The sequence below is a fragment of the Erwinia artemisiae genome, assembly GCF_051400835.1.
In the GTDB taxonomy this organism is placed as follows: domain Bacteria; phylum Pseudomonadota; class Gammaproteobacteria; order Enterobacterales; family Enterobacteriaceae; genus Erwinia; species Erwinia aeris.
The window spans coordinates 470,375-496,363 of sequence record NZ_JBLFFM010000004.1; the positions used below are offsets into that span (position 1 = coordinate 470,375).

Consider the following 25,989-nt stretch of genomic DNA (forward strand, 5'->3'; position numbering starts at 1 on the left):
GACCGACCGGCATTGATTCTAACTTACTGTGCAACAAAATGCTGGTAACTTATTGCAAAAACAACATTATAAGCGTTTATCTTTTTGGTTAAAAACGCGCCACCTGATAATGGCGGGCGACGAAGGTAACGGGAAAGGGGTTGTGGAAGTGTTAAGACAAACGTTATAAACATGAAGTAGATCGCATTTTTATCGCCGGTGGCGCCGCGGTGAAGCAAGGCCGCTGACGTCTCTGCAATTTTACATTACAGGGAGAAGGCTATGACACTAACCCACTGGCAAACCCGCTTTGAAAGCTGGCTGTTTGAGACCTGGCCGCAGGATGATAAAGCGCACGACATCGCCCATTTACGGCGCGTCTGGCTGACTGCACAGCGTATTATGAAAGGGATGGCGGTGGATGAACTGGTTGTGCTCACCAGCTGTTATTTCCACGATATCGTCAACCTGCCTAAGAACCATCCTGAAAGACACCTGGCTTCAGCAAAGGCGGCGGTTGAAACGCGGCGAATTTTGTCGGAAGTGTTTCCTGATTTTCCTGCCGATAGGCGTGAGGCGGTAGCGCATGCGGTACATGCCCACAGCTTTAGCGCCAACGTAACGGCGGAAACGCTGGAGGCAAAAATTGTTCAGGACGCCGACCGGCTGGAATCGCTGGGCGCGATCGGGCTGGCTCGGGTGTTTTATGTTTCCGGCGCGCTGGGCCGCTCGCTGTTCGACAGCGCCGATCCGCTGGGTCGCGATCGCCCGCTAAATGATGCTGAATGGGCGCTCGATCACTTCCAGAAGAAGCTGCTTAAGCTGCCGCAAACCATGCAGACGGCGGAAGGGCGTCGGCTTGCCGAGCATAATGCGGATTTCCTGATTACCTATATGGCCAAACTCTGCGCCGAACTGAAAGGGGAGTTTTGCGAGCTGGATCCGGATGTGCTGCGTGAATTTGTCGCGGCGCGGGGGAAATATTAAATTTTTGTGACAGTATGGTTAAGCAGATCTTTTCAGGCTACCGTGTTGCTAACATTTATCAGGAGATTCAGGCATGACCGACGCTGTTAGCTTAACGTTAAAAATTGACCCCGCTTTGAAAGAAACGCTGAAAAACCTGGCGCAGGAAAACCAGATTTCGCTCAGCCAGGAAGTCAGCCAGCGTTTACAGCTCAGTCTGACCACCCAGCAGCATCCGGCCGTGGACAACCAGAGCGTGCTCGAAGACGTCGATCCCCAGCTGAACGCCAGCGAGCTGAAACAGGTACGCGCCTTGCTGAAAAAAACGAAAAAGAAGAAGTAAAAAGGCCTTTCCGTCCCTGACTGCCTGGTCAGGGACGCCTGTCAGCCGCTACTCGTCTTCGTCGCCGTAGTAGAGTACGCCAAGCTTAATCAACGGACGCCCCTGGCTTTTACGATGCAGGTTGCTGTCGCGCAGTGAATAAACGCAGCCGCAATATTCCTGCTGATAAAAACGTTCGCGCTTGCTGATTTCAATCATGCGCGCCGATCCGCCTTTTTTCCGCCAGTTGTAATCCCAATAGACTAGCCCCGGATAGGGCGCCGCGGCCCGCTCGCCGCACTCGTTAATTTGCTGCATATTTTTCCAGCGCGAGATGCCCAGGCAGCTGGTGATAACGGGAAAGCCGTTTTCGTGCGCATAAAGCGCGGTGCGTTCAAAACGCATATCAAAACACATCGTGCAGCGCGCGCCGCGCTCCGGCTCCCATTCCATGCCCTTAGCCCGCTCAAACCAGTTATCGGTATCGTAATCGGCATCGATAAAAGGCACGCCGTGCTTCTCGGCAAAGCGAATATTCTCCTCTTTGCGCAGCAGATACTCTTTTTGTGGATGAATGTTGGGGTTATAGAAAAAGATGGTGTAATCGATGCCGGCCGCCGCGATGGCTTCCATAACCTCGCCAGAGCAGGGCGCGCAGCAGGAGTGCAGCAGCAGTTTGTTCGCGCCGTTCGGCAAAGTTAACGGCGGTCGCGTAATATCGCTCATCATTTCAGCTCCATTGTTTTAAACACGGCAAGTTTAGGCTGATGGCCGCCCGATGTCACGGATCGTGGCCCGCAGTAAAAGGCGGTTGCCCCTGGTTTTAGCGTGATGAAGTGGTAGACTGGCAGGCGTTTATTTCCGGAGAGACTATGAGCGAGTTCGACACTATTGCAGAGGCGCAGCCTGGACTGGAAGATCGCCAGCTGGCCGCCCGCCTGCAGGCCGTTTACGATATCAAAACCCTTCTGGCTACGCTGCAGCAGGTTGGTCACGCTAAGTGGACGCGGGAATCGTTAAGCCGCTGGCTGAAAGGCACGGGCGGGACGTTAAGCCAGGCGGAAGCGGACGCGCTGGCGCGCCTGCTGCCTCAGCCGCCCGCGCACCATCCGCACTACGCTTTCCGCTTTATCGATCTGTTTGCCGGTATCGGCGGTATCCGCAGCGGCTTTGAGGCGATTGGCGGGCAGTGCGTGTTTACCAGCGAATGGAATAAATACTCGGTCAGAACCTATAAGGCGAACTGGTACTGCGATCCGCAGGCGCACGTTTTCAATCAGGATATCCGCGACGTGACGCTAAGCGCGCAGCCGGTCAGCGAGCAGGAAGCCTATCGGCATATTGACCAGCAGGTGCCGGATCACGACGTGCTGCTGGCCGGTTTTCCCTGCCAGCCGTTTTCGCTGGCGGGCGTATCGAAAAAAAATGCGCTGGGCCGCGCTCATGGCTTTGAGTGCGAAGCGCAGGGCACGCTGTTTTTCGACGTGGCGCGCATTATCACCGCGAAGAAACCGGCGATCTTCGTGCTGGAAAACGTCAAAAACCTGAAGAGCCACGACAAAGGCAAAACCTTCCGCATCATTATGGAAACGCTGGACGAGCTGGGCTACGACGTGGCCGATGCGGATCTCAACGGCGCCGCCGATCCGAAAATCGTCGACGGCAGGCATTTTCTGCCGCAGCACCGCGAACGTATCGTGCTGGTCGGGTTTCGGCGCGATTTAAACCTGCCCAAATTCACGCTTTCCGCGCTCGCTCAGCACTATCCGCAGCAAAGGATCCCGCTGCGCCAGCTGCTGGACAGCCAGGTCGAGGCCAAATATATTCTGACGCCGTCGCTGTGGAAATATCTCTATAACTACGCGAAAAAGCATCAGGCGAAGGGCAACGGCTTTGGCTACGGGCTGGTCGACCCGGATAAAGAGCACGGCGTGGTGCGCACGCTCTCCGCGCGCTACTACAAAGACGGCTCGGAAATCCTGATCGATCGCGGCTGGGACAAAGAGCAGGGCGAGGTGGATTTCGACCATCCGCAAAACCAGCAGCGCCGTCCGCGCCGCCTGACGCCAAGAGAGTGCGCCCGCCTGATGGGCTTTGAGGCGCCGGGCGAAACGCGTTTCCGCATTCCGGTTTCAGACAGTCAGGCCTATCGCCAGTTTGGCAATTCAGTGGTGGTGCCCGCCTTTGCCGCCGTCGCCAGACTGTTGCAGCCCTGGATAGCGCAGGCGGTTAAGCAGGCGGAGAAGTAGGCCCGGAGGCGTCTATACTTAAGCCACCTCAAGGAGGATGCTATGGCCGATGTTCACACTTCCGCAATTCGCAGTAAAAATATGCGCGCTATCCGTACCCAGGATACCGCCATTGAAACCCGCCTGGCCGAGCTGTTGGCTGAGCGCGGGTTCAGCTATCGCGTGCAGGATAAGACGCTGCCGGGAAAGCCGGACTTCGTGCTGGAGAACCCCCAGGCCATTATTTTTGTGCACGGCTGCTTCTGGCATCATCACGACTGCTATCTGTTTAAAGTGCCGGCAACCCGCACCGAATTCTGGATGAATAAAATCAGCGGCAACGTGACGCGCGATAAGCGTTTTATCGATCAGCTGAGCGCCAGCGGCTGGCGGGTGCTGGTGGTTTGGGAATGCGCGCTGCGCGGTAAGCACAAGCTGGCTGACGAGGCGATAAGCGCCAGGCTGGAAGAGTGGCTTTTTGCCGGCGAGGGTAACGCCGAAATCGACTGGCAGGGCATTCACCTGATGCGCGAACGCCCTGCATAGTGCTCTGGCCATTGATGACTGAGGGCATCCACTAATGGATAAAAGCCCCGCATAGCGCCTTAGTCTGGACGAGATACCGATTTAATCACCGGCCTGCCGGGAAAAAGATATTTGCCCAGTGTGACCAGCACCACTGCAAAAAGGATCACCCCCAGCGCCAGCCATTCGCGCGGCGACAGGCTTTCACCGGCGAAGCTAATCCCCAGCAGCACCGCCACCACCGGATTAACGTAGGCGTAGCTGGTGGCGACCGCCGGGCTGACGTTGCGGATCAAAAACATATAGGCGTTGATGGCGATAATCGAACCGAACAGCGTCAGGTAGCCCAGCGCCAGCAGGCCGGACAGGCCCGGCGCGGCAACCAGCTTTTCGCCGCTAAGCTGGCTGCCCGCCAGCAGAACCGCACCCGCCGCCAGCATTTCTATTGCGCCCGCCATCATGCCTGTCGGGAGCGTGATGCGCGATCCCCATACCGAGCCAAACGCCCAGCTGATCGAGCCGATCAGAATGATCAATGCGCCCCAGGGATTACCGCCCAGGTGGCCGCCGCTGTTCAGCAGAATAATGCCGACCAGGCCAACCGCAATGCCCAGCCACTCTATCCAGCGGGTTGCCATGCCGAACAGGCGGCTAAAGCACATTGCAAACAGCGGCACGGTAGCGACCATCACGGCGGCGATACCGGAAGGCACCTGCTGATGCTCGGCAATCGTCACCGCGCCGTTGCCAATGGTCAGCAGCATAATCCCCACCAGCGCGGCGTTACCTGCCGCTCGCCAGCCGGGAAGCCGTTCGCCGCGCAGCAGCAGAAAGACCAGCAGGACGACGCCCGCCAGCACGAAGCGCACGCCAGCCAGCATCATCGGCGGCCAGCTTTCTACCCCAATACGAATAACGAAATAGGTCGATCCCCAGATAAAGTAAAGGGCGAACAAAGCGGCCAGAAGCGGAAGCAGAGCGGGCGCACGACGTAACATAAGGTTTCTCACAGCGGGTTGGGGTCGTTAAGTTACCGTTAAAAAAAGATTTCAACCAGATGAAATAGCGTCTTTTTAACGGCCGGAAAGCGATTCAGTCCACATAATTTGCATCTCTCGTGCATACTTGCTTAGATCACACTCTTTAACATCCTGTAGCAGGACAGACGATGGCCAGTATCAAACTCACAGTCAGACGGCTGTACAAAATCAGCGGCGAGCGCATGGTCAACACGCAGGCTACCGCGCGCATTTTTGTAGGCGAGCAGCTGGTGGCGACGGAGGAGATCGCCGGGATGACCGAAAGCCCGGTCAGCAAATTTGTGCATCACAACCTGGACGCGGGCCAGCCGGTGCGGGTTGAGTGGGATTGCGAAGGCATAGCCGATATGACGGTAGCGGAAGTCAACGTCTGTCCCTGCTGTCAGCATGATGAACATTAAATAAGGAAGGAAATTTTGGCGGGTAGTAGCTTACTGACTTTACTGGATGATATCGCCACGTTGATGGACGATATCTCAATCATGGGCAAGGTGGCGGCAAAGAAGACCGTCGGCGTGCTGGGCGACGATCTGTCGCTGAACGCGCAGCAGGTCAGCGGCGTCAAAGCCAACCGGGAACTGCCTGTGGTCTGGGGCGTGGCGAAAGGCTCTTTTCTTAACAAGCTGATCCTGGTGCCGCTGGCGCTGGCCATCAGCGCGTGGATCCCCTGGGCGATCACGCCGCTGCTGATGCTGGGCGGTGCTTACCTTAGCTATGAAGGCGTGGAAAAGGTGCTGCATAGCCTGCACGGCAAAGAGAAAAACAGCGATGCGGCGCGAGAACAGCGGCTGCGCAATCTCTCGCAGCAGGAAGCCGCCGCCTTCGAGAAGAAAAAGGTCAAAGGCGCAGTGCGCACGGACTTTATTCTGTCGGCAGAAATTGTGGCCATTACGCTGGGTATCGTTTCCGAAGCGCCGCTGCTGAGCCAGGTGATGATCCTGGCGGGTATCGCCATTCTGGTTACCGTCGGCGTGTACGGCATTGTCGCCTGTATCGTGAAAATCGACGATCTGGGCCTGTGGCTGCAACAGAAAACCTCATCGCTGGCCAAAGGTATCGGCAGCGTGCTGCTGACCCTGGCGCCAAAAATGATGAAGGTGCTGACGGTAGTCGGCACAATAGCGATGTTTCTGGTCGGCGGCGGCATCATTGCGCACGGCGTGCCCTTCATCCATCACTTTATTGAGCATCTGGCCGCGGGCCACAGCGGTTTTATCAGCTCGCTTATCAGCAACGGCGCAAATCTGGTGATTGGTTTTATCGTCGGATCGATCGTGCTGTGCGGGGTAAATCTGGCTGGCAAACTGCGGGCATAATCAGTATAAAGACACCCCTTCACCAAACCGGGAGCGACGATGAAAGACGATATTTTTGAATTTGATATTGATGCCGAGCTGGAACAGGCAGAAGCCAACGCCGAGAAAAAAGCCAGCGAAGTCCCGACTGACCTGAGCGACGAAGCGGACTGCGAAGGCTGCAAAATCTGAGTTCGACCCTTCTTTGAAGCGAGTAATCCTTACTCGCTTTTTTTAATTTTCGCCTTTTTAACTGCTTATTCCTTTTTAACAAAACTTTTACCTACCGTTAACGGCGCGCCGCGCGATTGCCTGCTATACCTGAATTTCCCCCGAAGTTTCCAGCTCAGGAGAAACGGCATGATCATGGTCAGTGAGGCAGTGCAGCTTAAAGAAGGCGGTCCGGCAATGGTGGTTACCGGCTATGCCAGCGGTATGGTGGAGTGTCGCTGGTATGACGGCTACAGCGTGCGGCGCGAAGCGTTTCGGGAAGAGGAGCTTTGCGCGCTGAGCGCGGGGCAAAACCGGCTTGCCAGCTAGCGTTGACCGAACGGGACGAGAAATTTCGTCCTGTTATCATTTACTTCCCGCCGCGCCGCTGCTGGCGCAACCTTCCTGCCGCAGCTAAACTGAAAAGCTCTTTCCCGCTGGCAGGAGCGTTGCCGTGTGAAGCTGGCCCATTCCCATCCTGAGGCAGTTATTCATGTCTGTTTTCTGCTGGTCTTTCTTTTCTCCTCGGTACTGACCTGGCGAGAAGGCAGCGTGTTAAAAGCAACCTATGAGCTTAGCCAGCGCGCCAGCCTGAAAGATATTGCCGACGATCTCGATCGCCAGTTTCAGTTCAGCCTTGACCAGCTGTTGTTCTGCCGCAATATGCTGCAACAGGTTATGCGCGCGCCTGCCGAAAACAGCCAGATGCGGCGACAGCTGGACTATTTTTCGCTGCTGCGTAGCCAGCCGGTCTGGCATCTCTACGCCAGCATGACCCACAGCCTGCCGCTATCCGGTATTGCCGACGACGCGGTTGCCGCCTATCCGCTGCTCAGGCGCGACGACGCCAGGCTAAAGCCGGAGCTGGCGGCAACGCTGATGATGAGCCTGATTTTGCAGCTTAACGACGCCAACAGAGATTTTCATTCGCGGCTCTGGTACCTCTCGCGGGCGGGATTCTGGCTTAGCTCCACGCCGTTGCCGCAGGGCGAGGATACGCTGCGCTATCTTACCCGCGTGGTGAGCGCGCCCTGGTTTACCGCTATGCGGCCTGAAAGCAATCTGTCCAGGCAGCCGCGCTGGAGCGGCCCGGACGCGACTGCCGCAGGCCGCAGCGCGTTGACGCTCAGTCTGCCTGTCGATCTGGACGGCTACTGGTATGGCGTGCTGGCAATGGATTTTTCGGCCGCCAACATTCGCCAACAGCTTCTGCTGTCGCTGCCTGAACGGCCAATGGGCAGCATACTTTTTTATGATATCAACCTGAGGCCGCTGGCCAGCGCCGTAGACGGGCCAGCGACCGCACATTTTACCGCTGAGCAGATCGCCCGGCTGCAACGGGCCATCGCCCACAGCGATCGCGGCGCGTTGCGGCTTGATACGCGCTATATCAGCTGGGTCAAAACCCGTTATGCCCGAGGCGTATTGATTAATGTGGATACGCTGCGGCAGAGTCTGACTGGCAGCACCGGTCAGGTAGCGCTGGCGTTGCTGGGGATGTGGCTGCTGTTTACGCTGGCGCTGCTGCTGTCGCACCAGCTCATTATTCGTCTGGTCAGGCGCCTGCTGGCGATGCAGGAAAAACTCCGCTGGCGCGCCAGCCATGACGGGCTGACGAAGATGCTGAACCGCAGCGCGTTTTTCGAACGGGCTAACGCGCTGGCGTACGAGAGCCAGCTCAGGCAGAGGCCTTTTTCGGTGATCCAGCTGGATCTCGACCGCTTTAAACAGGTAAACGACAGCTATGGTCATGAGGCAGGCGATCGCGTGCTGGCCTATGCCGCCGCCGTGATAGATGACACCATTGACCCGTCGGCGATCGCCGGGCGCGTTGGCGGTGAGGAGTTTTGCATTGCGCTGGCCGTTACTGCCGACGAGGCCGTGGCAATAGCGGAGAAAGTTCGCGTCGCGCTGGCGCAAAAGCAGGTGTTTGCCGGGAATTCAGCATGGCTGAGGGTAACGGCCTCGCTGGGAGTCGCCTCCAGCGAAGCGTCGGGCGACTACCATTTTGAAAGCCTGCGCTCGATTGCCGACCGCAGGCTCTATATAGCCAAAACGTCAGGACGCAATCGCGTCTGCGACCGGGACTAAACGTTGCCCTTGTTATCCTCTTCCACCGCCTGATAGATACGCTGCATAATGTCAGGGAAAGCGGACTGCACGCGGCTCCAGCTTGGAATAAACGGTTTTTCGTTCGGCCGCTCGATAAAGGACTGTCCGGCTTCCAGAATCGACTGAGTAAACATTTCCACCGCCGCCTCTTCCGCGTGCTGATCGAACTTCAGCCCGTTCATCGCCGCTTCATGGCTGTAAATCTCCATCATATCCAGCGCGTTGCGGTAATAGGTCGCTTTCAACACGCGGAACGAGTCGCTGGTCAAATCCACGCCCATTGTCGCCATCTTGCGCAGCAAAGACTGGACGATATCGTTACTCATCCGACGCAGGCCGCCGGTGCCGTCCTCTTCCGACAGCGGCTGGTGTTTGTGATCGTAATTATGCGCGATCTCAACCTGGCAGCTCTGGCGCGTGGTGTAGTTGCGATAGATTTCAGACAGCACGCCGATTTCCAGCCCCCAGTCGCCGGGGATTTTTATATTGTTCAGCACGTGCGTGCGCATTGCGAACTCGCCGGAAAGCGGATAGCGGAAGCTGGTCAGATAGTCCAGGTATTCCGAATGGCCGTACACTTTCTGCAGCGAACGCAGCAGCGGCCCAACCAGCAGGCGGCCAACGCGACCGTTCAGCTTGTTGTCGGCCACGCGGGCGTAAAAACCCTTACAGAACTCATACTGAAAAGACGGGTTCGCCAGCGGATAGAGCAGCCTTGCCAGCATACCGCGTTCATACGTTACGATATCGCAGTCGTGCAGCGCCACGCAGCTGGTACTTTCCGAAGAGAGCGTATAGCCGGTACAGAACCAGACGTTACGACCCTTGCCCGGTTGAGAAGGGGAAAGTCCTTCTTTATCCAGCTCGGCATCAATCGCCTTCAGGCGCGGCCCGTCGTTCCACAAAATACGATGGCGCTGCGGCAGGCGGGAAAAAAAGTCGCGGGCGTAAAGAAACTGCTCGCGATCGGCGCGATCCAGGCCGATAACTATCTCTTCGAGATAGGGCACCTTAGCCAGCTCGTCAACGATATGGCCGAGCGCCGGGCCTTCCAGTTCGGAAAAAAGCGAAGGCAGGATCAGTCCCATCTTGCGCCGCGTGGCGAACTGCACCAGCTCCTGCTCCAGTTCCTCAACTGGACGTGCGGTGAGATTATGAAAGTTGGTGATAACGCCGTTCTGGAAAAAATCACTCATCGCGTGTTCCTTAAGCCGGGCCCGTAGTTGGGCTGCATGGGAAATCTGTTATCAGGTAATGTAGTGCGTCAGGCCCTCGCTCCAGCCCTCCGGGCCAAAGCCTGCGCTGTAAAAAACATGTTGCTGACGCTTCAGCGTCACGCCGGTTTTGCTATAGCCTTTGATCACGACGGCATAATCTACTTTCTCCAGCATGGGCGCATCGTTGGGACCGTCGCCCAGACCGATAGTGATCCAGCGGCCGCTGCCGGGAGGCGGGTAGTGCGTCAGCAGCCAGTCAAGCGCCGCGCCCTTACCGCGTCCCTGATTCATGACGTGCCAGAAACGCCCGCCCTGAACCAGCTCCAGCTGTTGCGCCGCCAGCGCCTGCTGGAAAGCGGTAAACTGCTCGCTGGTATCTCGCCAGATCAAACTTTCCGATCCTTCCCGCGTTTTCGCCAGGGCGGCTTCGCGCGGCGTCAGGCCTGTCCAGTCCGCCACCTCTTTTTCCGTCACGTCGGCGAACCCGGTAAATTTAAAGCCATCCTGCTCACGCAATTGCCGCAGCGTCTTGCAGATCGCCGCATAATCTTTTGCGGAAGGCCGATCGGCAGCGACAGGCGTTTGCTGCTGCCATTTCACAATGGCCCCGTTTTCCGCAATAAAAGGCGCGCCGACGATATCCAGCGCCCGCTGCAGAGGCTCAATTTCCGCCGCCGTCTTGCTTGAACAGATCACGATGGGAATATCGGCCGCCTTCAGACGCGCCAGCCAGGCCTCGGCAGCCTCCCAGCTGTAGGTATGATGATCCAGCAGGGAACCATCTAAATCCGTAACTATCATCAGGGGATCATGCAGCGCCGGCATCGTTGTTTCTCCATAGCCTGAGGCAAGTGACTCAAGTATAGCGGTATCCATCGAAGGCGCAGAAAAGGCAGGCAAACAAACGAAGCGGTTCGCCCAGGAATTCTCTTAAAAAACAGCAATAACTCACGTAAGTAACTACTTACAGGCGAGCAGGCGAGGCGACAGGGCTTCAGACAAAAAAGGTGGATAAATTCACAGGAAAAAAAATAATGTGCTATGAAGTTAAGAAAATTCTTAATAAGGCCAATCGGTAGGCTACGCGGGTCAGAGATTTTTCTCTGTAGCGAATTTTAATTTTTTCCCGGCCGCTGGCCGGGTTTTTTTTGCGCATAACCGACGCAATGCCTGAAAAAAAGGCAAAAAAAAGCCCGCGCTGCGCGGGCAAAAATCCTTGTTACTTTTTAGGTTGACTGCGCCTTTGGGGTTGGTGCAGTGGGAACAGTGTATGCCGGGCCGTTGTCAGAAGTCTCACCGTAAAACGTTAAAAAAGTGAAAAATATACGTTCATTACGTTGTTTTACATGCGGCGGCAGGCGCAACGGCAGATTCGGGCTATACTGAACAAACGATTACAAAACAAGCTGTTATCCGCGCTATGGAGGCGACATGGATCTTTTACGTATTATTATTGCTATTCTTCTGCCCCCGCTGGGTGTTTTTATGCAGGTCGGTTTTGGCGGCGCCTTCTGGCTGAATATCCTGCTGACGCTCTGCGGCTACATTCCGGGTATTGTGCACGCCGTTTGGGTCATTGCGCGTCGTTAAGCGCGCCGGTTTCCGGGTAAGATGCGCTATCTTATTTGTAGCGCACCTACCAGGAGAAAAAAATGAAGGTAAACGATCGGGTCACGGTAAAGACCGACGGCGGGCCGCGCCGCGCCGGCACGGTACTGGCGGTAGAGGACTTTAGCGAAGGCACCATGTATCTGGTCTCGCTGGAGGATTATCCGCAGGGGATCTGGTTTTTTAACGAGCTGGGGCAGCGGGACGGCATTTTTGTAGAACCGCATACCGAATAGCCGCGCAGGATGAAAAAGGGCGAAGCAATTCGCCCTTTTTTACGCCCGTTCTAAAATTTTTCCCAGTTATCGCCGTCCGCCAGCGCCGGACGCAATGGTGCCGCTTTGGTTTTCAGCACTGGCGCAGTCGGCTGCGGCGTGCCGCTAAGATTAAAGGCCGCTACGGCCTGCGTCAGACGTGAGGCCTGCTCTTCCAGCGATGAGGCGGCGGCGGAGGCCTGTTCCACCAGCGAGGCGTTCTGCTGGGTAACGTTATCCATTTCCGATACGGCCTGGCTCACCTGCTGGATGCCCCGGCTTTGTTCATCAGAAGCAGAAGCAATCTCGGCCATAATCTCCGTAACGCTGTGTACGGCCTGGACGATATCCGTCATTCTCTCGCCTGCATGGCTGACCTGAGTCGATCCCCGATCGATCAGGCTGACCGATTCGGCAATCAACCCTTCAATTTCCTTCGCCGCGCCCGCACTGCGCTGCGCCAGATTCCGCACCTCGCTGGCCACCACGGCGAAACCGCGACCCTGTTCGCCCGCCCGCGCCGCTTCAACGGCGGCATTCAGCGCCAGAATATTGGTCTGGAATGCGATGCTGTTGATAACCGTGGTAATTTCAGCAATTTTCTTTGAGCTGGCGGAAATATTATTCATGGTGCCGATCACGCCGGAAACGATATCCCCGCCCTGGCGGGCTTTCCCGGAGGCGTCGCCCGCCAGCTGGCTGGCATGGTGCGCATTTTCCGCATTCTGCTTCACGGTTGCGGTCAGCTGTTCCATGCTGGCCGCCGTTTCTTCCAGCGCCGCCGCCTGCTGCTCGGTACGGGAGGATAGATCGGTATTGCCCGCCGAAATTTCGGTCGAGCCCTGATAGATAGCTACCGCACCTTCACGCACCGTGCCGACCGTTTTCACCAGCGCCTGCTGCATCGTTTGCAGATTGCTGCCCAACGCGCCGATTTCACTGCGGCCCCAGGCCTGCGGCGGCGCGGTCAGATCGCCATGCGAAATACGCTCAATTCGCTGCACCGCCTGGCGTAGCGGGGCAATGATCACGCGACGCAGGAAGATAAAGGTAGCCAGCGTCAGCAGCAGCGCGGCGGCGAAAGCGCCGGCCATCATAATAAAGCCCATGCGGGTTTGCGCCTCCGCGCCCGCGTTAATGGCGGTGGCGCGCTGGGTACGAATGGCGATGGCTTTCAGCAGTACGGCGTTATAGTCATTATCCAGGCCGCGCGTGAAATCTGTTTCTCGCGTTATCACATTTTCAAAGCTGCCGTCTTTGGCGCTTTTTACCATTGGCAGCAGGCCCTCGCTGACATAGGCCGTAAAGCGGGTGGTCAATTCACCATCCAGCGCTTCGTCCGCCGGGGTTTTAATGCGCCGTTGCGTGTAGGCTTTAAAATTCTCGCCAGCCAGCTGAATACGCTTTTCCGCCTGTTTAAGATTCTCGTTAAACAGATCCATATCGCCAATGCGCACCGCCGCGCCCGCGTGAATAATATTCAGCCGGGCCGTACGCAGGTGATTGGAGCTGTTAGAGATAGCCATACGTACCTGGATCTCTTCGGTAACGTCCTTGAGCGACTGATTACTCTGGATCAGATAATAGCTCGCCAGGCCGATGCACAGGGCGAACAGAAACAGGATGGCACCGAGAATAGTGGTGAACAGGGGAACGAGGCGCAGATGCTGCCAGAAACTTAAGTGAGAAGAACCTTCGGGTTGGGGGAGTGGTGTCATGTCCTTGTGCTCTCTGTCTGGGTAAACGAAGCGACAGGCTTCGCTTTGTTTACAACTCATCGGCAGAGAGAGGCGAAAGGTTAACGGAAAAGTGTGATCCTGTTAACATTAGTGGATAAAATAAAGCCGGCATAAGCCGGCTTCTTTAACGCTTAGCGTACGTTGACGTAGATACCGCTGGTGACGTTATCAGTCAGGCGCACAACATGATAGATGACCTGTTTATTATGAGTCTTAATCTTGCGTTTAATATTGCCTTTATGCGAAGAAACCGTTTTGGCTTTAATTTGCATTTTGTCCGAGATCTGAATGGTATCGTGACCGGACATCCACATTTTAAGCATGTTCGACTCGGTTTGGCTTAGCGTCAATGGATGAACATCGAAGCCAGCGGAATAGCGAGGCGACACGTTGAGTTTCTTCTGGAAATAGGACAGAAGTAAGTTATCGAGTGTAGCAGGCTTAATCGATTTTGACGTAATAATCAGGTTCTTACGAACGTAGAGGTATTCCTCAAAATGGATGTTAGAGATAGCCATAAAGATGAAAAACAGCGTGTCAGGATGCTGCGTAATAATGTCTCTTATACGCTGGCTGGCATCTGCTTCATAAATAAAACAATCTTCGTTAATAAATACAACGCCCGGTTGGAGCTGCTGGCATTTAATTTGAAGCTGATCGATGTCGGTAACGGAAGTTATGTTTTTCTTTTTAACTCCCTTGACGGACATATAATCAGTAAGACCTAAGCGTGTGTAGCTGCATGAATCCATTATAATTGTTGGCATAACTGCGACCCTCACCAAATTGTTATTCGTTTAAACTAACGATGAATTACGCGTTGTGTAAGTTACGAGAGTAATATGTTCTGTTTTCAATTTTATTATTTGTACTCAGCATTAAGTCTGTTAGCGGACGCTGAACAAACCTGTCCATGCTCGATGTAACCGTTTAGTTTAGGCAAACCACCCACTACCAACGCGGTAAAACATCCGTAGACAGATGGAGGATCTGACAGAAGTTTGCCGCACTGCTTTGTGAACTTCGCCACTATCGCGCAGAACGCAGAGAAATCTGATAGGACGAATCCTAAAAAACATTCATCACGCGAATGTGTGCCGCTGTATAGGGCACTAAACCTGCTGTGAAATACGATTTGCTACAAGAATAACGGCAAAAAATAAAATTTCCAGTAAAAACAGACGTTTTTATTCACTCCGATGCTTAACATTTAAGCAACATTGCATCCGTTTCGTTAAACAAAATACGCTAACTGGCATTTAATAAGAATAATTTTCATTGGGTGAAGCGATTAATCAGATTTTCCTTAAGAATTTTCTGGTATCGGCGGTTTGAAAAATGTGCAAAAACATTCTACACGCTTAACAATGCACCCAGGGCCTCTCTTGAGGTGGTTCTGAATACTTAAGTTTATTTGGCAGGAAGTTCGCTAAGGATCTGTGAGAGTAAATCAAATACTTCGCTGAATAAATGCTCACAAAACGGGGCCAGGAGCGGCATCATCAGGCTCAGGAAGATAAGACCGATTGATAAGGTGATAGGAAAGCCGATGGCAAAAACCGACAGCTGAGGTGAAACACGGTTTAACAAACCCAGTGCCAGGTTAATGATGAGCAGCAGCGTTATCAGGGGTAACGCTAATCGCATTCCATTAAGGAAAATCAGACTGGCTGCTTTCGTTAACGCCAGAAACGCGTTGCCGTTAATCAGCTCTCCGCCAACAGGCAGCGTATGAAAGCTGTCGGCGACCATAGAAATTAACCACAGGTGACCGTTAAAAGATAAAAACAGCAGCATGGCCAGCATATCCATAAAGCGGGCCAGCACCGGCATATTCAGTCGGCTTGAAGGATCGAAAAAGGTGGCAAAAGAGATACCCATCTGCAAACCAATGACTTCACCTGCGGTTCTGACTGCCGCAAAGGCAAATTGCATCGTAAAACCGATAGCCACGCCAATCAGAATCTGCTGAATCAGCAGCCAGAAGCCGCCAATTGAGAATAAGGTCACATTAACCGGCGGCAGCGTGGGGATCAAAACCCAGGTAATCATCAGGCCTAAGCCGAGCTTAACCTTTTTGCTAATCGATTTTTCACTGAGGATCGGGGCGGTCATGATTAACGCCAGCACGCGGGCGAGGGGCCAAAAAAGTTGCCCCATCCATAACATCAGCTGGCTGCTGTCGAAGTTAATCATTTAACCGATCATATTAGGCAGGTTGGTAAACAGGGTGCGCATATAGTCCAGCACCAGGCTCAGCATCCACGGGCCAGCCACGACGATGGTCGCAACGACGGCGAGGATTTTTGGAATAAAAGAGAGCGTTTGTTCGTTGATTTGCGTCGCCGCCTGCAGCAGGCTAATCAGCAGACCGCTGACCAGCGCCGCCAGCAGCAGAGGTGCGGCCAGGATCAGCCCAACGTGCAGCGCATCATGACCAATTGACATAACCGATTCTGGTGTCATCACGACTCCGGGAAAATTGAGGGCCTATATCGTCGCGACAGGCAGCGCCGCGATTTTTGCCGGGCGACGTTATCGCCCGATTATTATGAATAGAAGCTTTGCGCCAGCGAGCTAATCAGCAGCTGCCAGCCGTCTACCAGCACGAACAGCATCAGCTTAAAGGGCAGCGCGATGGTCGCGGGCGGCACCATCATCATCCCCAGCGCCATCAGCACGCTGGCGACGACAAGGTCGATAATCAGAAACGGGATAAACACGGTAAAGCCAATCTGGAACGCCGTTTTCAGCTCGCTGGTCACGTAGGCCGGCAGCAGAATGCGCATCGGCACCGCTTCCGGGCCTTGCAAAGGCGGGGAGTTGGCCAGGCGAGCAAACAGGGCCAGATCCGCTTCGCGAGTCTGCCGCAGCATAAATTCACGCAGCGGCTGCGCGCCTTTATCCAGCGCGTCCTGCATACTGATCTTGTCTTCGCTGAACGGCAGATAGGCGTTCTGATAAATCTTGTCCAATACCGGACTCATAATAAAGAAGGTCAGAAACAGCGCCAGGCCGAGCAGTACCTGGTTTGGCGGCGCGGACGGCGTGCCCAGCGCGTTACGCAGCAGGCCGAAAACAATGATGATGCGCGTAAAGCTGGTCATCATCAGCAAAATAGCGGGCAGGAAAGTCAGCGAAGTGATAAACACCAGCGTCTGCACCGGCAGCGACCAGCTCTGACCGCCGTTAGCCGTCGGACGGCTGACCAGGCCCGGCAGCTGGGCGTGAACTTCAGGCGCCAGCAGCAGCAGCAGCGCTAAGAAAGGAAGAATGCGTTTCATTTTGGTTTTCCGGCGCGTTTAATAAGCTCTAACACCTGACGGAAATCGCCAGCGGGCTGCGGCTCTTCCGGATTTTCCTGCACCGGTGAGGGCGGCAGGGTATGCAGATGGGTGATCTGCTGTGCGGTCACGCCCAGCACCAGCCGGGCATCCTGCACGTCAACGATAACCACGCGCTCGCGCTGCCCAACCTGGCAGCTGGCGCTGATCGAGATATCCCGCTGGCCGCGCTTGCCCGTTTTGGGCGCGAAGCCAAATCGTTTCGCCAGCCAGGCGCAGGCCAGAATCAACAGAATAATCACGGCCAACACGCTGCTGACCTGCGTCAACACTGAACCGGTGGAAGCGGCCGGCTGGCCTGGCGGCTGTTGCGTTTGTCCGACGTTGACCGGCGAATGCGCCGCCGGTTGCTGCTGGCCCGTGCTCATTGGCGCTTGCTCCTGCTGCGTTTGGCTGGCGGTCGTCATTAACGGCTCAGTCGACGCATACGTTCAGATGGCGTAATGATGTCGGTGATGCGCACGCCGTATTTATCGGCAACCACCACGACTTCGCCCTGGGCAATCAGATAACCGTTGATCAGAATATCCAGCGGCTCGCCGGCCAGGCCTTCCAGCGCCACCACGGAACCCTGCGTCAGACGCAGCAGCTCTTTAATGGTCATCTTGGTGCGGCCCAGTTCCACGGTCAGCTTGACCGGGATATCCATAATCAGGTCGATATCCTGGAGCGAACCGGCGATATCATTACTTTCCAGAGATTTAAACACCCCTTCGGACGCGGTGCTGGTTGAGTTTGACTGCTCGTTCAGCGCGTCAGCCCAAAGGTCGTCCGCAGAGAGGTCGTCAACGGACGGCTTATTGGTGTCACTCATGGGGCTGTTCCTCATTCATCGAGTTCAAAATCGGGTTAATCAGATGTTCCACACGCAGCGCGTACTGCCCATTCAGGGTGCCGTACTGGCTGGTTAAGACCGGCACGCCATCGACATGAGCGATAATGCGATCCGGTTTTTCTATCGGTAATACATCGCCGGGCTTCAGGGCCAGCAGGCGTGAAATCCGCATCGAGACGTCGGCAAAGTTCGCAATCAGCTCCAGTTCGGAGTGCTGAACCTGCTTCACCAGCGTCTCGCGCCAGTTGTGATCTTCCTGACGCGAGTTCTCCAGCGGCGGGTTGACCAGGGTTTCACGCAGCGGTTCAATCATGCTGAACGGAATGCAGATATTGAACTCGCCAATCAGGTTGCCAATCTCCACCTGGAACGGCGTGGTAATCACGATATCGTTAGGTGAAGTAGTAATATTAGTAAACTTTACCTGCATTTCGGAGCGAACATACTCCACGTCCAGCGGATAAATCGGTTTCCACGCTTCGCTGTAGCCTTCCAGCGCCAGTTTTAGCATCTTGCGAATGACGCGCTGTTCGGTTGCCGTAAACTCGCGTCCTTCTACTTTAGTAGGGAAGCGACCGTCTCCGCCAAACAGGTTATCCACGGCGATAAACACCAGGCTTGGCGAAAACACCACCAGCGCCGTACCGCGCAGCGGCTTCAGGTGGATCAGGTTCAGGTTCGTCGGTACCGGCAGGTTGCGAGCAAATTCATGATACGGCTGAATTTTAATCGCGCCTACCGTGATATCCGGGCTACGACGCAGCAGGTTAAACAGCGCCATCCTGTATGAACGCGCAAAGCGTTCGTTAATGATCTCCAGCGCCTGCAGACGTTCGCGAACCATGCGACGCTGGGTATTGGGATCGTAAGGACGAATATCACTGTCGCCCGCGCTGCTGACGTTTTCTTCCGCCGCGCTGTCGCTGTCGCCGTTAAGCAGCGCGTCAATTTCCGCTTGTGAGAGAATGCTGTCGGCCATTTTGCCCTACCTCAGGATAAAGGCGGTGAACAGAACGTCCGTCACCTTTTGCGGAGGTTGTCCCGGCACCAGCGGCGGCGCAAGCGTGGCTTTAATCTGTTTGACCAGCTCTTGCTTGCCCTGTTCGTTGCCCAGCGACGCGGCGTTCTGGTTAGAGAGCAGCAGCAGCAGGCGGCTGCGAACTTCCGGCAGATAATCATTTACGCGCTGCAGCGTTTCCTGATCGGGCAGACGCAGCGTGAAGCCAACGTAAAGCACGCGATCGGGATCGTTATCCGGGTTGATCAGGTTAACGGTAAACGTATCCAGCGCCAGGAATACCGGGGCAGGCGGCGGCGCAGGCTTTTCAGCTTTTGCCGTGTCGGCAGACCCGTGCATTTTATGCCAGACCAGATAGCCTCCTGCGCCACAAGCGGCCAGAACCACCAGCGCTATCAGGATAATCAAGAGTTTACGTTTGCCGCTTTTGGCTTTCTTCTCAGTCATACGGGCGATAATTCCTGTGAGTATGTTCAAGAGCCGGGAGTGCCTGCTCTCTGACGACGTTATGGGCAGATTATCCCGCATCGCTCGCTAAACAATAGGGCGAAAAGACGCGGGTTTTGCCGTTAGCTTTGGCGTTTGTGATCGTCAGGCGAAGATATCAACGGCATTACTGCCCGAAGCGCGCGCCTGGAGGGAGGCAGGAACGGCGATAGGGGTGATCTCGCTGTCGGCGTCGGCAGCAAGACTAAAGGTGTTGCCACGGCTGTTATTACGCTGCTCCTGCTGGCCGCTAAAGCTCTGGCTCTGCGCTTGGGCGTCGCTGCTGACGTTGGTCTGCCCAAGGTTGATGCCGCTCTGCGCCAGCGCTTCCTTCAGCTGCGGCATGGCGGCCTCCAGCGCGGCGCGCACCTGGCTGTGGTTCGACACCATGCTCAGCTGCGCCTGATCGCTGTCCAGCTTCAGGCTAATCTGGATGCTGCCCAGATCCAGCGGATGCAGATGCAGCTCGGCGGTCTGCTGACCGTTGCGGCTGAACATCACAATCTGCTGGCCCAGCGCCTGCTGCCATTCCGGGCTGCCCAGCTGAGAGCTCAGCTGCGGCGTAGCCGGTGCGCTAACCAGCGAGGTTGTAGCTGGCGTCACGGCGGCGGAAGCAGCGCTGATAACACCAGGTGTAATCGTTGTCTGGCTGGCGGCACTGTCTTTATCGCTGTCTTTAGTCACCTGGCCCAGCACCTGCTGGAAGGCGCTGTTCAGCGTAGCGATATCGCCTTTCTGCGTGCCGGCCGCTGCGCTCAGGGTGTTAGTGCTGCTCAGCGGCATGCTGCTGTCGCTGTCTTTTGCGGTTTCATCGCCGTCGACGGCTGTCGTCTTAGCTCCGCCCGCGCTGGCTAACAGCGAGGCAAGGGTAGCGTTAGCGTTGCTGCCTTTGATATTGCCTTCGGTCAGGCTATCGCCGCCTTTGGCAAGGGCTGCGGTCGGCTGCTGCTGCGCCTGCGGCAGCATGGCGAACAGCGCCTGAAGCGCCTGCATATCGCTGCTGCTCAGGGGCGTCGCGGCGGCGGCGGTTTCGCTGTCGTCCTGGCTTTTAGTCAGCGCGATCGCGTTGTCTTCCGACGGCGTTTTCGCGGGCTGTAGCAGCGAGTTCAGCGTTTCCGGTTTATCCAGCGCGGCCAGCAGCGCGTTCAGTTTCGCCTTCGGCGAGGCGGCATTTTTATCGTCGGCAGCGGCAACGGCCGCCGTCGCCGAGGCGGGCAGGGCTGTTTGCCCCTGCTGCGCCAGCGTCAGCAGCTTATTGCCAAGCAGCGACAGAAAGCCCGCGTTGCCGGTTTGCGCGCCGTCGGCCGTAGCCGCACCGCCAATATCCGTGCCGATATCGGTAGCATCCGCCGCCGCGCCGTTAGTGGAAGCGGTCGCGGTTTTCGCCGCCGTGTTAACCAGTGGCAAAGTCATCATTCGCCTTTCCTCAATGATGCCCGTTGGGCAAATTCATCCATCCGTTTCTGATCGAGACGGTTTTCCTGTAATAGTGCGGTTGCTGCCGCGCGAGCCTGTAGGGTTTCATAAGCATGAAGCCGCTGCTGCTTGTCGCGCCACAGGCGCAATGCGTTTTCTACCCGGCCGTTCCAGTTCGCCAGCTGCTGGCGATGCTGTTCGATCGCTTTTTCCAGCGTCTCGATAAACTGGTGGTAGTTGTACCAGCGGGTGCTGTTAATCCCTTCCGCCATGGTGGTGTTCAGCGTTTTGCGATATTCGTCCTGATAGTTCAGCAGCATATGTAGCTGCTCATCAGCCTGTTTCTGACCGCGACGAACGTCGCCCAGCTGGATGGCGGCCTTTTCCAGATCTTTCTGCGCCAGGCCGCACAAGGTTTCAATTGGCGATGCGTGTTTTGCCATCAGTCAGCCCTTAACCAAAAATTGCCTGCAGATGCAGACAGGCGTCGTCAAATGTACTGCGCTCAAACATGCCCTGCTGTAAGAAGGTTTCCAGCTCCGGATAGAGCTTGATCGCTTTATCCAGCGTCGGATCGCTGCCGGCGGCATAGGCGCCCACGCTTACCAGATCGCGGTTGCGCTGATAGCTGGAAAGCAGCTGTTTGAACTGGCGAACCCGCGCATAGTGCGTATCGTCGATCAGATGCGACATCACGCGGCTGATCGACGCTTCAATATCAATGGCCGGATAGTGGCCCGACTCCGCCAGGCGACGCGACAGCACGATGTGACCGTCAAGAATGGCGCGCGCGGAGTCCGCAATGGGATCTTGCTGGTCATCGCCTTCGGTCAGCACCGTATAAAAAGCGGTAATGGAGCCGCCGCCGTCAATGCCGTTACCGGCACGTTCCACCAGCGCGGGCAGCTTGGCGAAAACGGAAGGCGGATAGCCTTTGGTGGCAGGCGGCTCACCGATAGCCAGGGCGATTTCACGCTGGGCCATGGCGTAACGAGTCAGGGAATCCATAATCAACAGCACGTGCTGGCCGCGATCGCGAAAATCTTCCGCGATGCGCGTGGCGTAGGCCGCGCCCTGCATACGCAGCAGCGGAGAAACATCCGCTGGCGCCGCGATCACTACCGAGCGCGCGCGGCCCTCGGCGCCCAGAATATTTTCAATAAAGTCTTTTACTTCACGGCCACGCTCGCCAATCAGCCCAACCACAATTACGTCGGCTTTGGTGTAGCGCGCCATCATGCCCAGCAGCACGCTTTTACCCACGCCGGACCCGGCGAACAGGCCCATACGCTGGCCGCGACCCACGGTCAGCAGGGCGTTAATGGCCCGCACGCCGGTGTCCAGCACGTCGGTAATCGGCGTACGCTGCAGCGGGTTAAACGGCGGCGTAATCAAGGGCGCGCGATAGCCGGTTTCCGGCGAAGGCAGCCCGTCCAGCGGCCGACCGCTGCCGTCGAGCACGCGTCCCAGCAGCTCCGGGCCAAGCATCAGCTGTTTGCCGCTGTGCTGGCTGTCGCCGGCCACGCGGGCATACACGCGCGCGCCAGGCAAAATGCCTTCTACTTCTTCCAGCGGCATCAAAAACAGCCTCTGGCCGTTAAAACCGACGACTTCGCTCTCGACTTCGCTGACGCCGTTGCCGTCCATGCGCTCGATCACGCAGGTCGCGCCCAGCGGCAGCTGCAGGCCGGTCGCTTCCAGCACCAGGCCGGTGGCGCGGGTCAGGCGACCATAGCGGCGAACGTCCGGCACATTGGCCAGACGCTGTTCGAAAGAGTCAAGCGCGCCAAGCCAGCGCGACAGGCGAGAGGTGGTCATTACAGTTCTCCCGGCGCGGCAAGGCGGCAGAGTTCGTGCCAGCGGGTAGCGATGCTGGCGTCAAGGTCGCCATCTTCGGCGCTGACTTTACAGCCGCCGGGATGGATAGTGCTGTCCGCCATCAGGCGCCAGCCGTGCAGGCTGAGCGTGGCGCCCAGCGACTGCTCAATACGCTGTAAATCATCCGGATGCACGCGCAGCGTGGGTTTACCGCTGAACATCGGCTCCTGCTGGATCATTCCCTGGATTTGACGAAGCAGGGCGGTGCCGTCGACGTGCGGCGCCTGGCCAATCACCTGGCGAGCGGCCTCCAGCGCCAGCTGCATCAGACGGGCGGCGATCACGCTGTCCAACGCTTCCAGCGTGTGGGAAAACTCAGAGACCAGCTGCTGCATACGGGCCTGAAGCGGCGCCTGCTGCTGCTGCGCCTCGGCCAGCCCCTGCTGAAAGCCGGCTTCATAGCCTGCTTTCTGTCCTTCACTGAACCCCTGCTGATGCCCTTCGGCATAGCCCTGGCCCTGCGCTTCGCTGCGCGCCTGGTTTTGCATCTGCTCCAGCTCAGACTGCTGCTGGCTGAACGGATCGTCTGTCAGATCCGCCAGCGGCGCTTCCGGCTCGTCGAACGAGGCCATCAGCGGCTTATTCGGCTGCCCAAGATCGTTGGGCTGCCAGCGCTGCCAGGGAAGTGAAGATTTATCAGACATACTGTTCCTCGCCGCCGCCAATCACCATCTCGCCGCTTTCCGCCAGACGACGAACGATAAGCAGGATGGCTTTCTGTTCGCTTTCCACTGCCGACATACGCATCGGGCCACGGTTCGCCAGGTCGTCGCGCAGAATATCTGCCGCACGCTGCGACATGTTGCGCAGGAACTTCTCGCGCAGCGGCTGTTCGGAGCCTTTCAGCGCCACCAGCAGCGATTCCGATTCCACTTCCTGCAACAGACGCTGGATGCTGCGGTCGTCGACCTCCACCAGGTTTTCGAACAGGAACATTTCGTCGATAATTTTCTGCGCCAGTTCGCCGTCGAAGTCGCGTACCGCTTCGATAACCGCTTCTTCCTGCTGCGTCTTCATCAGGTTGATGATTTCCGCTGCGGTTCTCACGCCGCCCATCTTCGCACGCTTGAGGTTCTGACCATCGAGCAGGCCGTTCAGTACCTCGGTCAGCTCGGCCAGCGCCGCTGGCTGCACGCCGCCGAAGGTGGCGATACGCAGCATCACGTCGTGACGCAGACGCTCGTCGAACTGGGCCAGGATATCGGCCGCCTGCGAACGCTTCAGGTGTACCATAATGGTAGCAATGATCTGCGGATGCTCGTCGCGGATCAGGTCTGCCGCCGCCTGTGGCTCCATAAAGTTGAGCGTTTCCATGCCCGTAGTGGTTTCGCGGGTTTCCAGAATATCTTCCAGCAGGCTGGCTGCGCGCTCTTCGCCCAGCGCTTTAGTCAGTACGGAGCGCAGGTAGTCGTTAGAGTTAACGCTCAGCGCCGCAAACTGTTCGGCATCGTTTTCAAACTCATGCAGTACTTCGGTCAGCTGCTTGTGAGAAACCTGACGCATGTTAGAGATCGCGGCGCTCAGGTGCTGCACCTCGCGGGCGCCAAGGTGTTTGAACACCTCGGCCGCGCGGTCTTCGCCAATCGTCATCATCAGAATGGCGCTTTTTTCGGTACCGGTGAGACTCATAGTTCGTCCTTCATCCACTGGCGAATGACCAGAGCCACCACGCGTGGGTCGTTTTCCGACATCTCACGAATACGCTGGCTCATTACCTCAGCACTCATGCGGTGCTGAGACTTACGCTCTTGATCAAGCTCGTCTTTCGACAGCTTCACGGAGACGGCATCGTCATCGCTGCCCGCTCTTGCCTGGGTCGCGGCATCCACCATCGCTTTCTCCTGAAGCGCTTTACGCTGCAGCTGTGGACGAACCAGCTTGCGGTAAAGGATCCAGGCCACAATCAGTACCAGCAACCAGCGTCCGGCTTCCATTATCTGGTCGATAAAGGACTGCTGCTGCCAGAATGGCAGGTCGCCACCGATTTCCTGCGTATCGTTGAACTGGGAGTTCACCACGTTCAGCGTATCGCCGCGCTGCTCTGAATAGCCCATCGCTTCACGCGTCAGGTTGTCAATCTGCTTCAGCTGCGCATCGGTCAGCGCTATCGGCTTGCCGGCCGCGTCGGTTTTGTAGTTCACCACTACGGCTACAGAAAGACGCTGTACTTCACCTACATTCATCTTGGTATGCAGGATGGTGCGGTCTACTTCGTAGTTCGTGGTGTCATCATTACGGCTACTTAACGGCCCGGTTTTTGTCGTGCTGCTGTTCTGGTTTGCCGTGGCGTTGTTCGCCGTGGTGCTGTTCGCACCGTTCGCACCATTGGCACCGTTTGCGCCATTAGCTGGCGTCGTCACCGGCGCGCTGTTGGCAGGCGCAGGCTGGTTAGAGAGTGCGCCGGGCACGCCACCGGACTGACCGCCGGACTGCTCGCTGTTGCTGCTCTGCCGTGAGCGGATCGCCTGTTTAGAAGGATCGGTGTTGGGCTGATACTTCTCGTCGGTCTGCTCACGAGCATTAAAATCAATCTGCGCCGTTACCTGAGCGTGTACGTTGCCGTTACCCAAAATCGGGTTCAGGATCGCTTCGATACGCTGCTGGTAGCGGGTTTCCACATCGCTGGCGTATTTCAGCTGCGCGTCATTCAGATCGCGGTCGGCATTATCGGACTGCGTCAGCAGATGACCGGCCTGGTCGACCACGGTCACGTTGCCCGGCGGCAGGCCGGCAACGCTGCTGGATACCATATGCACGATAGCGCTGATTTGACCCTGGTCCAGCGCACGGCCGGGCTGCAGCGTCAGGGTAACCGATGCGGTTGGCGCTTTCTGTTCACGCACAAACAGCGACGGTTTTGGCATGGCAAGATGTACGCGTACGTTCTTGACCGGGCCTAACGTTTCGATAGTACGGGACAGTTCGCCTTCCAGCGCGCGCTGGTAGTTAACCTGCTCGCTAAACTGGCTGATGCCGAACTTTTCCTGATCCAGCAGCTCGAAGCCGACCGCGCCGCCTTTCGGCAGGCCCTGTTGGGCCAGGCGCAGACGCAGCTCGTGCACTTTCTCAGCGGGCACCATCAGCGCGCCGCCCTTATCATCGAACTGATAAGGAATGTTCATCTGGGTCAGCTGAGTGACGATGGCGCCGCCATCTTCATCGCTGAGGTTGTTGTAAAGCACACGGTACTCAGGCTGTTTGGCCCACAGCACCATGGCGATTACAATGGCAACGGCAGCCGCCGCAGCGATGATAATCGGGATGCGAGGATTTGCCTTTAAACGAGCAAAAAGGTCGTTCAAACCTTTCTTCTCTGGTTGATCCTGCGTGACAGTTGCATTCATGACTCTTTCCCGCCTGACAGTTGACCGGACTGTTTCGTGTAGTGTCGTAACAAATCTGACTCCCTGATGTGCTGGCTAAACAAATTAATCCACCTCTTATGGGGTGCCATTATTTTCTGAAATGAAAAATTCGATGGCTGGATAAGCTATGACTTTTGCTCTTATTTACGGGC

The 25,989-nt window shown here is 56.5% G+C and carries 30 protein-coding genes; 11 read left to right on the top strand and 19 right to left on the bottom strand.

Annotated elements, in window-relative coordinates:
• Nucleotides 1-261 precede the first annotated feature (261 nt).
• Nucleotides 262-966: a phosphohydrolase gene (locus tag ACMGEE_RS12620; RefSeq protein WP_436830142.1), complete on the top strand. Its 705-nt coding sequence runs from the start codon at nt 262-264 to the stop codon at nt 964-966.
• Between the two features lie 73 nt (nt 967-1,039).
• Entirely contained in the window at nt 1,040-1,288 is a 249-nt protein-coding gene (locus ACMGEE_RS12625; RefSeq protein WP_125288030.1) for a hypothetical protein, read from the top strand.
• 48 nt (nt 1,289-1,336) lie between these two features.
• On the opposite strand, the gene ACMGEE_RS12630 is transcribed toward ACMGEE_RS12625, so the two are convergent.
• Nucleotides 1,337-1,993 carry an epoxyqueuosine reductase QueH gene (locus ACMGEE_RS12630; RefSeq protein WP_301251156.1) on the bottom strand — a complete coding sequence of 219 codons (657 nt, stop codon included), beginning with the start codon at nt 1,991-1,993 and terminating at the stop codon, nt 1,337-1,339.
• A 146-nt stretch (nt 1,994-2,139) separates the two neighbouring features.
• On the opposite strand from ACMGEE_RS12630, the gene ACMGEE_RS12635 reads away from it, so the two are divergent.
• Together ACMGEE_RS12635 and ACMGEE_RS12640 are read left to right on the top strand one after the other, a co-directional pair.
• Nucleotides 2,140-3,516, top strand: coding sequence for a DNA cytosine methyltransferase (locus ACMGEE_RS12635; RefSeq protein ID WP_253460425.1), 1,377 nt, complete (start codon nt 2,140-2,142; stop codon nt 3,514-3,516).
• Nucleotides 3,517-3,558: 42 nt separating this feature from the next.
• Nucleotides 3,559-4,041: a very short patch repair endonuclease gene (locus ACMGEE_RS12640; RefSeq protein WP_253460429.1), complete on the top strand. Its 483-nt coding sequence runs from the start codon at nt 3,559-3,561 to the stop codon at nt 4,039-4,041.
• Nucleotides 4,042-4,100: 59 nt separating this feature from the next.
• Here the strand turns inward: ACMGEE_RS12640 and yedA are convergent, their stop codons facing one another.
• The gene (gene yedA / locus ACMGEE_RS12645) at nt 4,101-5,018 is read right to left on the bottom strand and encodes a drug/metabolite exporter YedA (RefSeq protein WP_301730396.1); all 918 of its coding nucleotides are present in this window, start codon (nt 5,016-5,018) and stop codon (nt 4,101-4,103) included.
• A 170-nt stretch (nt 5,019-5,188) separates the two neighbouring features.
• On the opposite strand from yedA, the gene ACMGEE_RS12650 reads away from it, so the two are divergent.
• The 5 genes from ACMGEE_RS12650 to dgcQ all read left to right on the top strand — a co-directional run bounded on the left by ACMGEE_RS12650 (nt 5,189) and on the right by dgcQ (nt 8,656).
• A complete protein-coding gene (locus ACMGEE_RS12650) occupies nt 5,189-5,461 on the top strand; it encodes a hypothetical protein (protein ID WP_125288026.1) in 273 nt (90 codons plus the stop codon).
• Between the two features lie 15 nt (nt 5,462-5,476).
• Complete coding sequence (locus ACMGEE_RS12655) at nt 5,477-6,376, top strand: DUF808 family protein (protein ID WP_253460436.1); 900 nt, start codon at nt 5,477-5,479, stop codon at nt 6,374-6,376.
• A gap of 39 nt (nt 6,377-6,415) precedes the next feature.
• The gene (locus ACMGEE_RS12660) at nt 6,416-6,547 is read left to right on the top strand and encodes a hypothetical protein (RefSeq protein WP_255416512.1); all 132 of its coding nucleotides are present in this window, start codon (nt 6,416-6,418) and stop codon (nt 6,545-6,547) included.
• Nucleotides 6,548-6,715: 168 nt separating this feature from the next.
• A complete protein-coding gene (locus tag ACMGEE_RS12665) occupies nt 6,716-6,895 on the top strand; it encodes a YodC family protein (RefSeq protein ID WP_125288024.1) in 180 nt (59 codons plus the stop codon).
• A 126-nt stretch (nt 6,896-7,021) separates the two neighbouring features.
• Nucleotides 7,022-8,656 (top strand): cellulose biosynthesis regulator diguanylate cyclase DgcQ, encoded by a 1,635-nt coding sequence (gene dgcQ / locus ACMGEE_RS12670; RefSeq protein ID WP_436830143.1) that lies wholly within the window; start codon nt 7,022-7,024, stop codon nt 8,654-8,656.
• Here the strand turns inward: dgcQ and ACMGEE_RS12675 are convergent.
• Together ACMGEE_RS12675 and ACMGEE_RS12680 are read right to left on the bottom strand one after the other, a co-directional pair.
• Complete coding sequence (locus tag ACMGEE_RS12675) at nt 8,653-9,873, bottom strand: glycosyltransferase family protein (protein ID WP_253460442.1); 1,221 nt, start codon at nt 9,871-9,873, stop codon at nt 8,653-8,655. The genes dgcQ and ACMGEE_RS12675 overlap by 4 nt on opposite strands.
• Before the next feature lie 51 nt (nt 9,874-9,924).
• On the bottom strand, nt 9,925-10,719 hold the full coding sequence (locus ACMGEE_RS12680) for a mannosyl-3-phosphoglycerate phosphatase-related protein (protein WP_436830144.1): 795 nt from the start codon (nt 10,717-10,719) through the stop codon (nt 9,925-9,927).
• Nucleotides 10,720-11,325: 606 nt separating this feature from the next.
• On the opposite strand from ACMGEE_RS12680, the gene ACMGEE_RS12685 reads away from it, so the two are divergent.
• Together ACMGEE_RS12685 and dsrB are read left to right on the top strand one after the other, a co-directional pair.
• Nucleotides 11,326-11,484 (top strand): YqaE/Pmp3 family membrane protein, encoded by a 159-nt coding sequence (locus ACMGEE_RS12685; RefSeq protein WP_039385165.1) that lies wholly within the window; start codon nt 11,326-11,328, stop codon nt 11,482-11,484.
• Nucleotides 11,485-11,546: 62 nt separating this feature from the next.
• Nucleotides 11,547-11,738: a protein DsrB gene (gene dsrB, locus ACMGEE_RS12690; protein WP_253460447.1), complete on the top strand. Its 192-nt coding sequence runs from the start codon at nt 11,547-11,549 to the stop codon at nt 11,736-11,738.
• A 50-nt stretch (nt 11,739-11,788) separates the two neighbouring features.
• Here dsrB and ACMGEE_RS12695 read toward each other — a convergent pair whose 3' ends face one another.
• The 15 genes from ACMGEE_RS12695 to fliF all read right to left on the bottom strand — a co-directional run bounded on the left by ACMGEE_RS12695 (nt 11,789) and on the right by fliF (nt 25,816).
• On the bottom strand, nt 11,789-13,474 hold the full coding sequence (locus tag ACMGEE_RS12695) for a methyl-accepting chemotaxis protein (RefSeq protein ID WP_301730388.1): 1,686 nt from the start codon (nt 13,472-13,474) through the stop codon (nt 11,789-11,791).
• A 152-nt stretch (nt 13,475-13,626) separates the two neighbouring features.
• On the bottom strand, nt 13,627-14,262 hold the full coding sequence (rcsA, locus tag ACMGEE_RS12700; protein WP_253460455.1) for a transcriptional regulator RcsA: 636 nt from the start codon (nt 14,260-14,262) through the stop codon (nt 13,627-13,629).
• A gap of 643 nt (nt 14,263-14,905) precedes the next feature.
• Entirely contained in the window at nt 14,906-15,691 is a 786-nt protein-coding gene (gene fliR, locus ACMGEE_RS12705; protein ID WP_253460458.1) for a flagellar biosynthetic protein FliR, read from the bottom strand.
• Entirely contained in the window at nt 15,692-15,961 is a 270-nt protein-coding gene (gene fliQ, locus ACMGEE_RS12710; RefSeq protein ID WP_125288017.1) for a flagellar biosynthesis protein FliQ, read from the bottom strand.
• 83 nt (nt 15,962-16,044) lie between these two features.
• Nucleotides 16,045-16,779 carry a flagellar type III secretion system pore protein FliP gene (gene fliP / locus ACMGEE_RS12715; RefSeq protein ID WP_125288016.1) on the bottom strand — a complete coding sequence of 245 codons (735 nt, stop codon included), beginning with the start codon at nt 16,777-16,779 and terminating at the stop codon, nt 16,045-16,047.
• On the bottom strand, nt 16,776-17,207 hold the full coding sequence (gene fliO, locus ACMGEE_RS12720) for a flagellar biosynthetic protein FliO (RefSeq protein ID WP_125288318.1): 432 nt from the start codon (nt 17,205-17,207) through the stop codon (nt 16,776-16,778). The genes fliP and fliO overlap by 4 nt, the downstream gene beginning before the upstream one ends.
• Nucleotides 17,208-17,245: 38 nt before the next feature.
• Nucleotides 17,246-17,653: a flagellar motor switch protein FliN gene (gene fliN / locus ACMGEE_RS12725; RefSeq protein ID WP_125288015.1), complete on the bottom strand. Its 408-nt coding sequence runs from the start codon at nt 17,651-17,653 to the stop codon at nt 17,246-17,248.
• Nucleotides 17,646-18,653, bottom strand: a complete 1,008-nt coding sequence (gene fliM, locus ACMGEE_RS12730) for a flagellar motor switch protein FliM (RefSeq protein ID WP_253460461.1) — start codon at nt 18,651-18,653, stop codon at nt 17,646-17,648. Before fliM ends, fliN begins: the two co-directional genes overlap by 8 nt.
• A gap of 6 nt (nt 18,654-18,659) precedes the next feature.
• Nucleotides 18,660-19,139, bottom strand: a complete 480-nt coding sequence (fliL, locus tag ACMGEE_RS12735) for a flagellar basal body-associated protein FliL (RefSeq protein ID WP_125288013.1) — start codon at nt 19,137-19,139, stop codon at nt 18,660-18,662.
• 144 nt (nt 19,140-19,283) lie between these two features.
• Nucleotides 19,284-20,594 carry a flagellar hook-length control protein FliK gene (locus ACMGEE_RS12740; protein ID WP_436830145.1) on the bottom strand — a complete coding sequence of 437 codons (1,311 nt, stop codon included), beginning with the start codon at nt 20,592-20,594 and terminating at the stop codon, nt 19,284-19,286.
• Entirely contained in the window at nt 20,591-21,037 is a 447-nt protein-coding gene (fliJ, locus tag ACMGEE_RS12745; protein ID WP_125288011.1) for a flagellar export protein FliJ, read from the bottom strand. The genes ACMGEE_RS12740 and fliJ overlap by 4 nt, the downstream gene beginning before the upstream one ends.
• Before the next feature lie 10 nt (nt 21,038-21,047).
• Complete coding sequence (gene fliI / locus ACMGEE_RS12750; RefSeq protein ID WP_125288010.1) at nt 21,048-22,412, bottom strand: flagellar protein export ATPase FliI; 1,365 nt, start codon at nt 22,410-22,412, stop codon at nt 21,048-21,050.
• Nucleotides 22,412-23,116, bottom strand: a complete 705-nt coding sequence (gene fliH, locus ACMGEE_RS12755; RefSeq protein WP_253460466.1) for a flagellar assembly protein FliH — start codon at nt 23,114-23,116, stop codon at nt 22,412-22,414. The genes fliI and fliH overlap by 1 nt, the downstream gene beginning before the upstream one ends.
• Nucleotides 23,109-24,101 carry a flagellar motor switch protein FliG gene (fliG, locus tag ACMGEE_RS12760; RefSeq protein WP_253460469.1) on the bottom strand — a complete coding sequence of 331 codons (993 nt, stop codon included), beginning with the start codon at nt 24,099-24,101 and terminating at the stop codon, nt 23,109-23,111. The genes fliH and fliG overlap by 8 nt, the downstream gene beginning before the upstream one ends.
• The gene (gene fliF / locus ACMGEE_RS12765) at nt 24,098-25,816 is read right to left on the bottom strand and encodes a flagellar basal-body MS-ring/collar protein FliF (protein ID WP_253460472.1); all 1,719 of its coding nucleotides are present in this window, start codon (nt 25,814-25,816) and stop codon (nt 24,098-24,100) included. Before fliF ends, fliG begins: the two co-directional genes overlap by 4 nt.
• Nucleotides 25,817-25,989 lie beyond the last annotated feature (173 nt).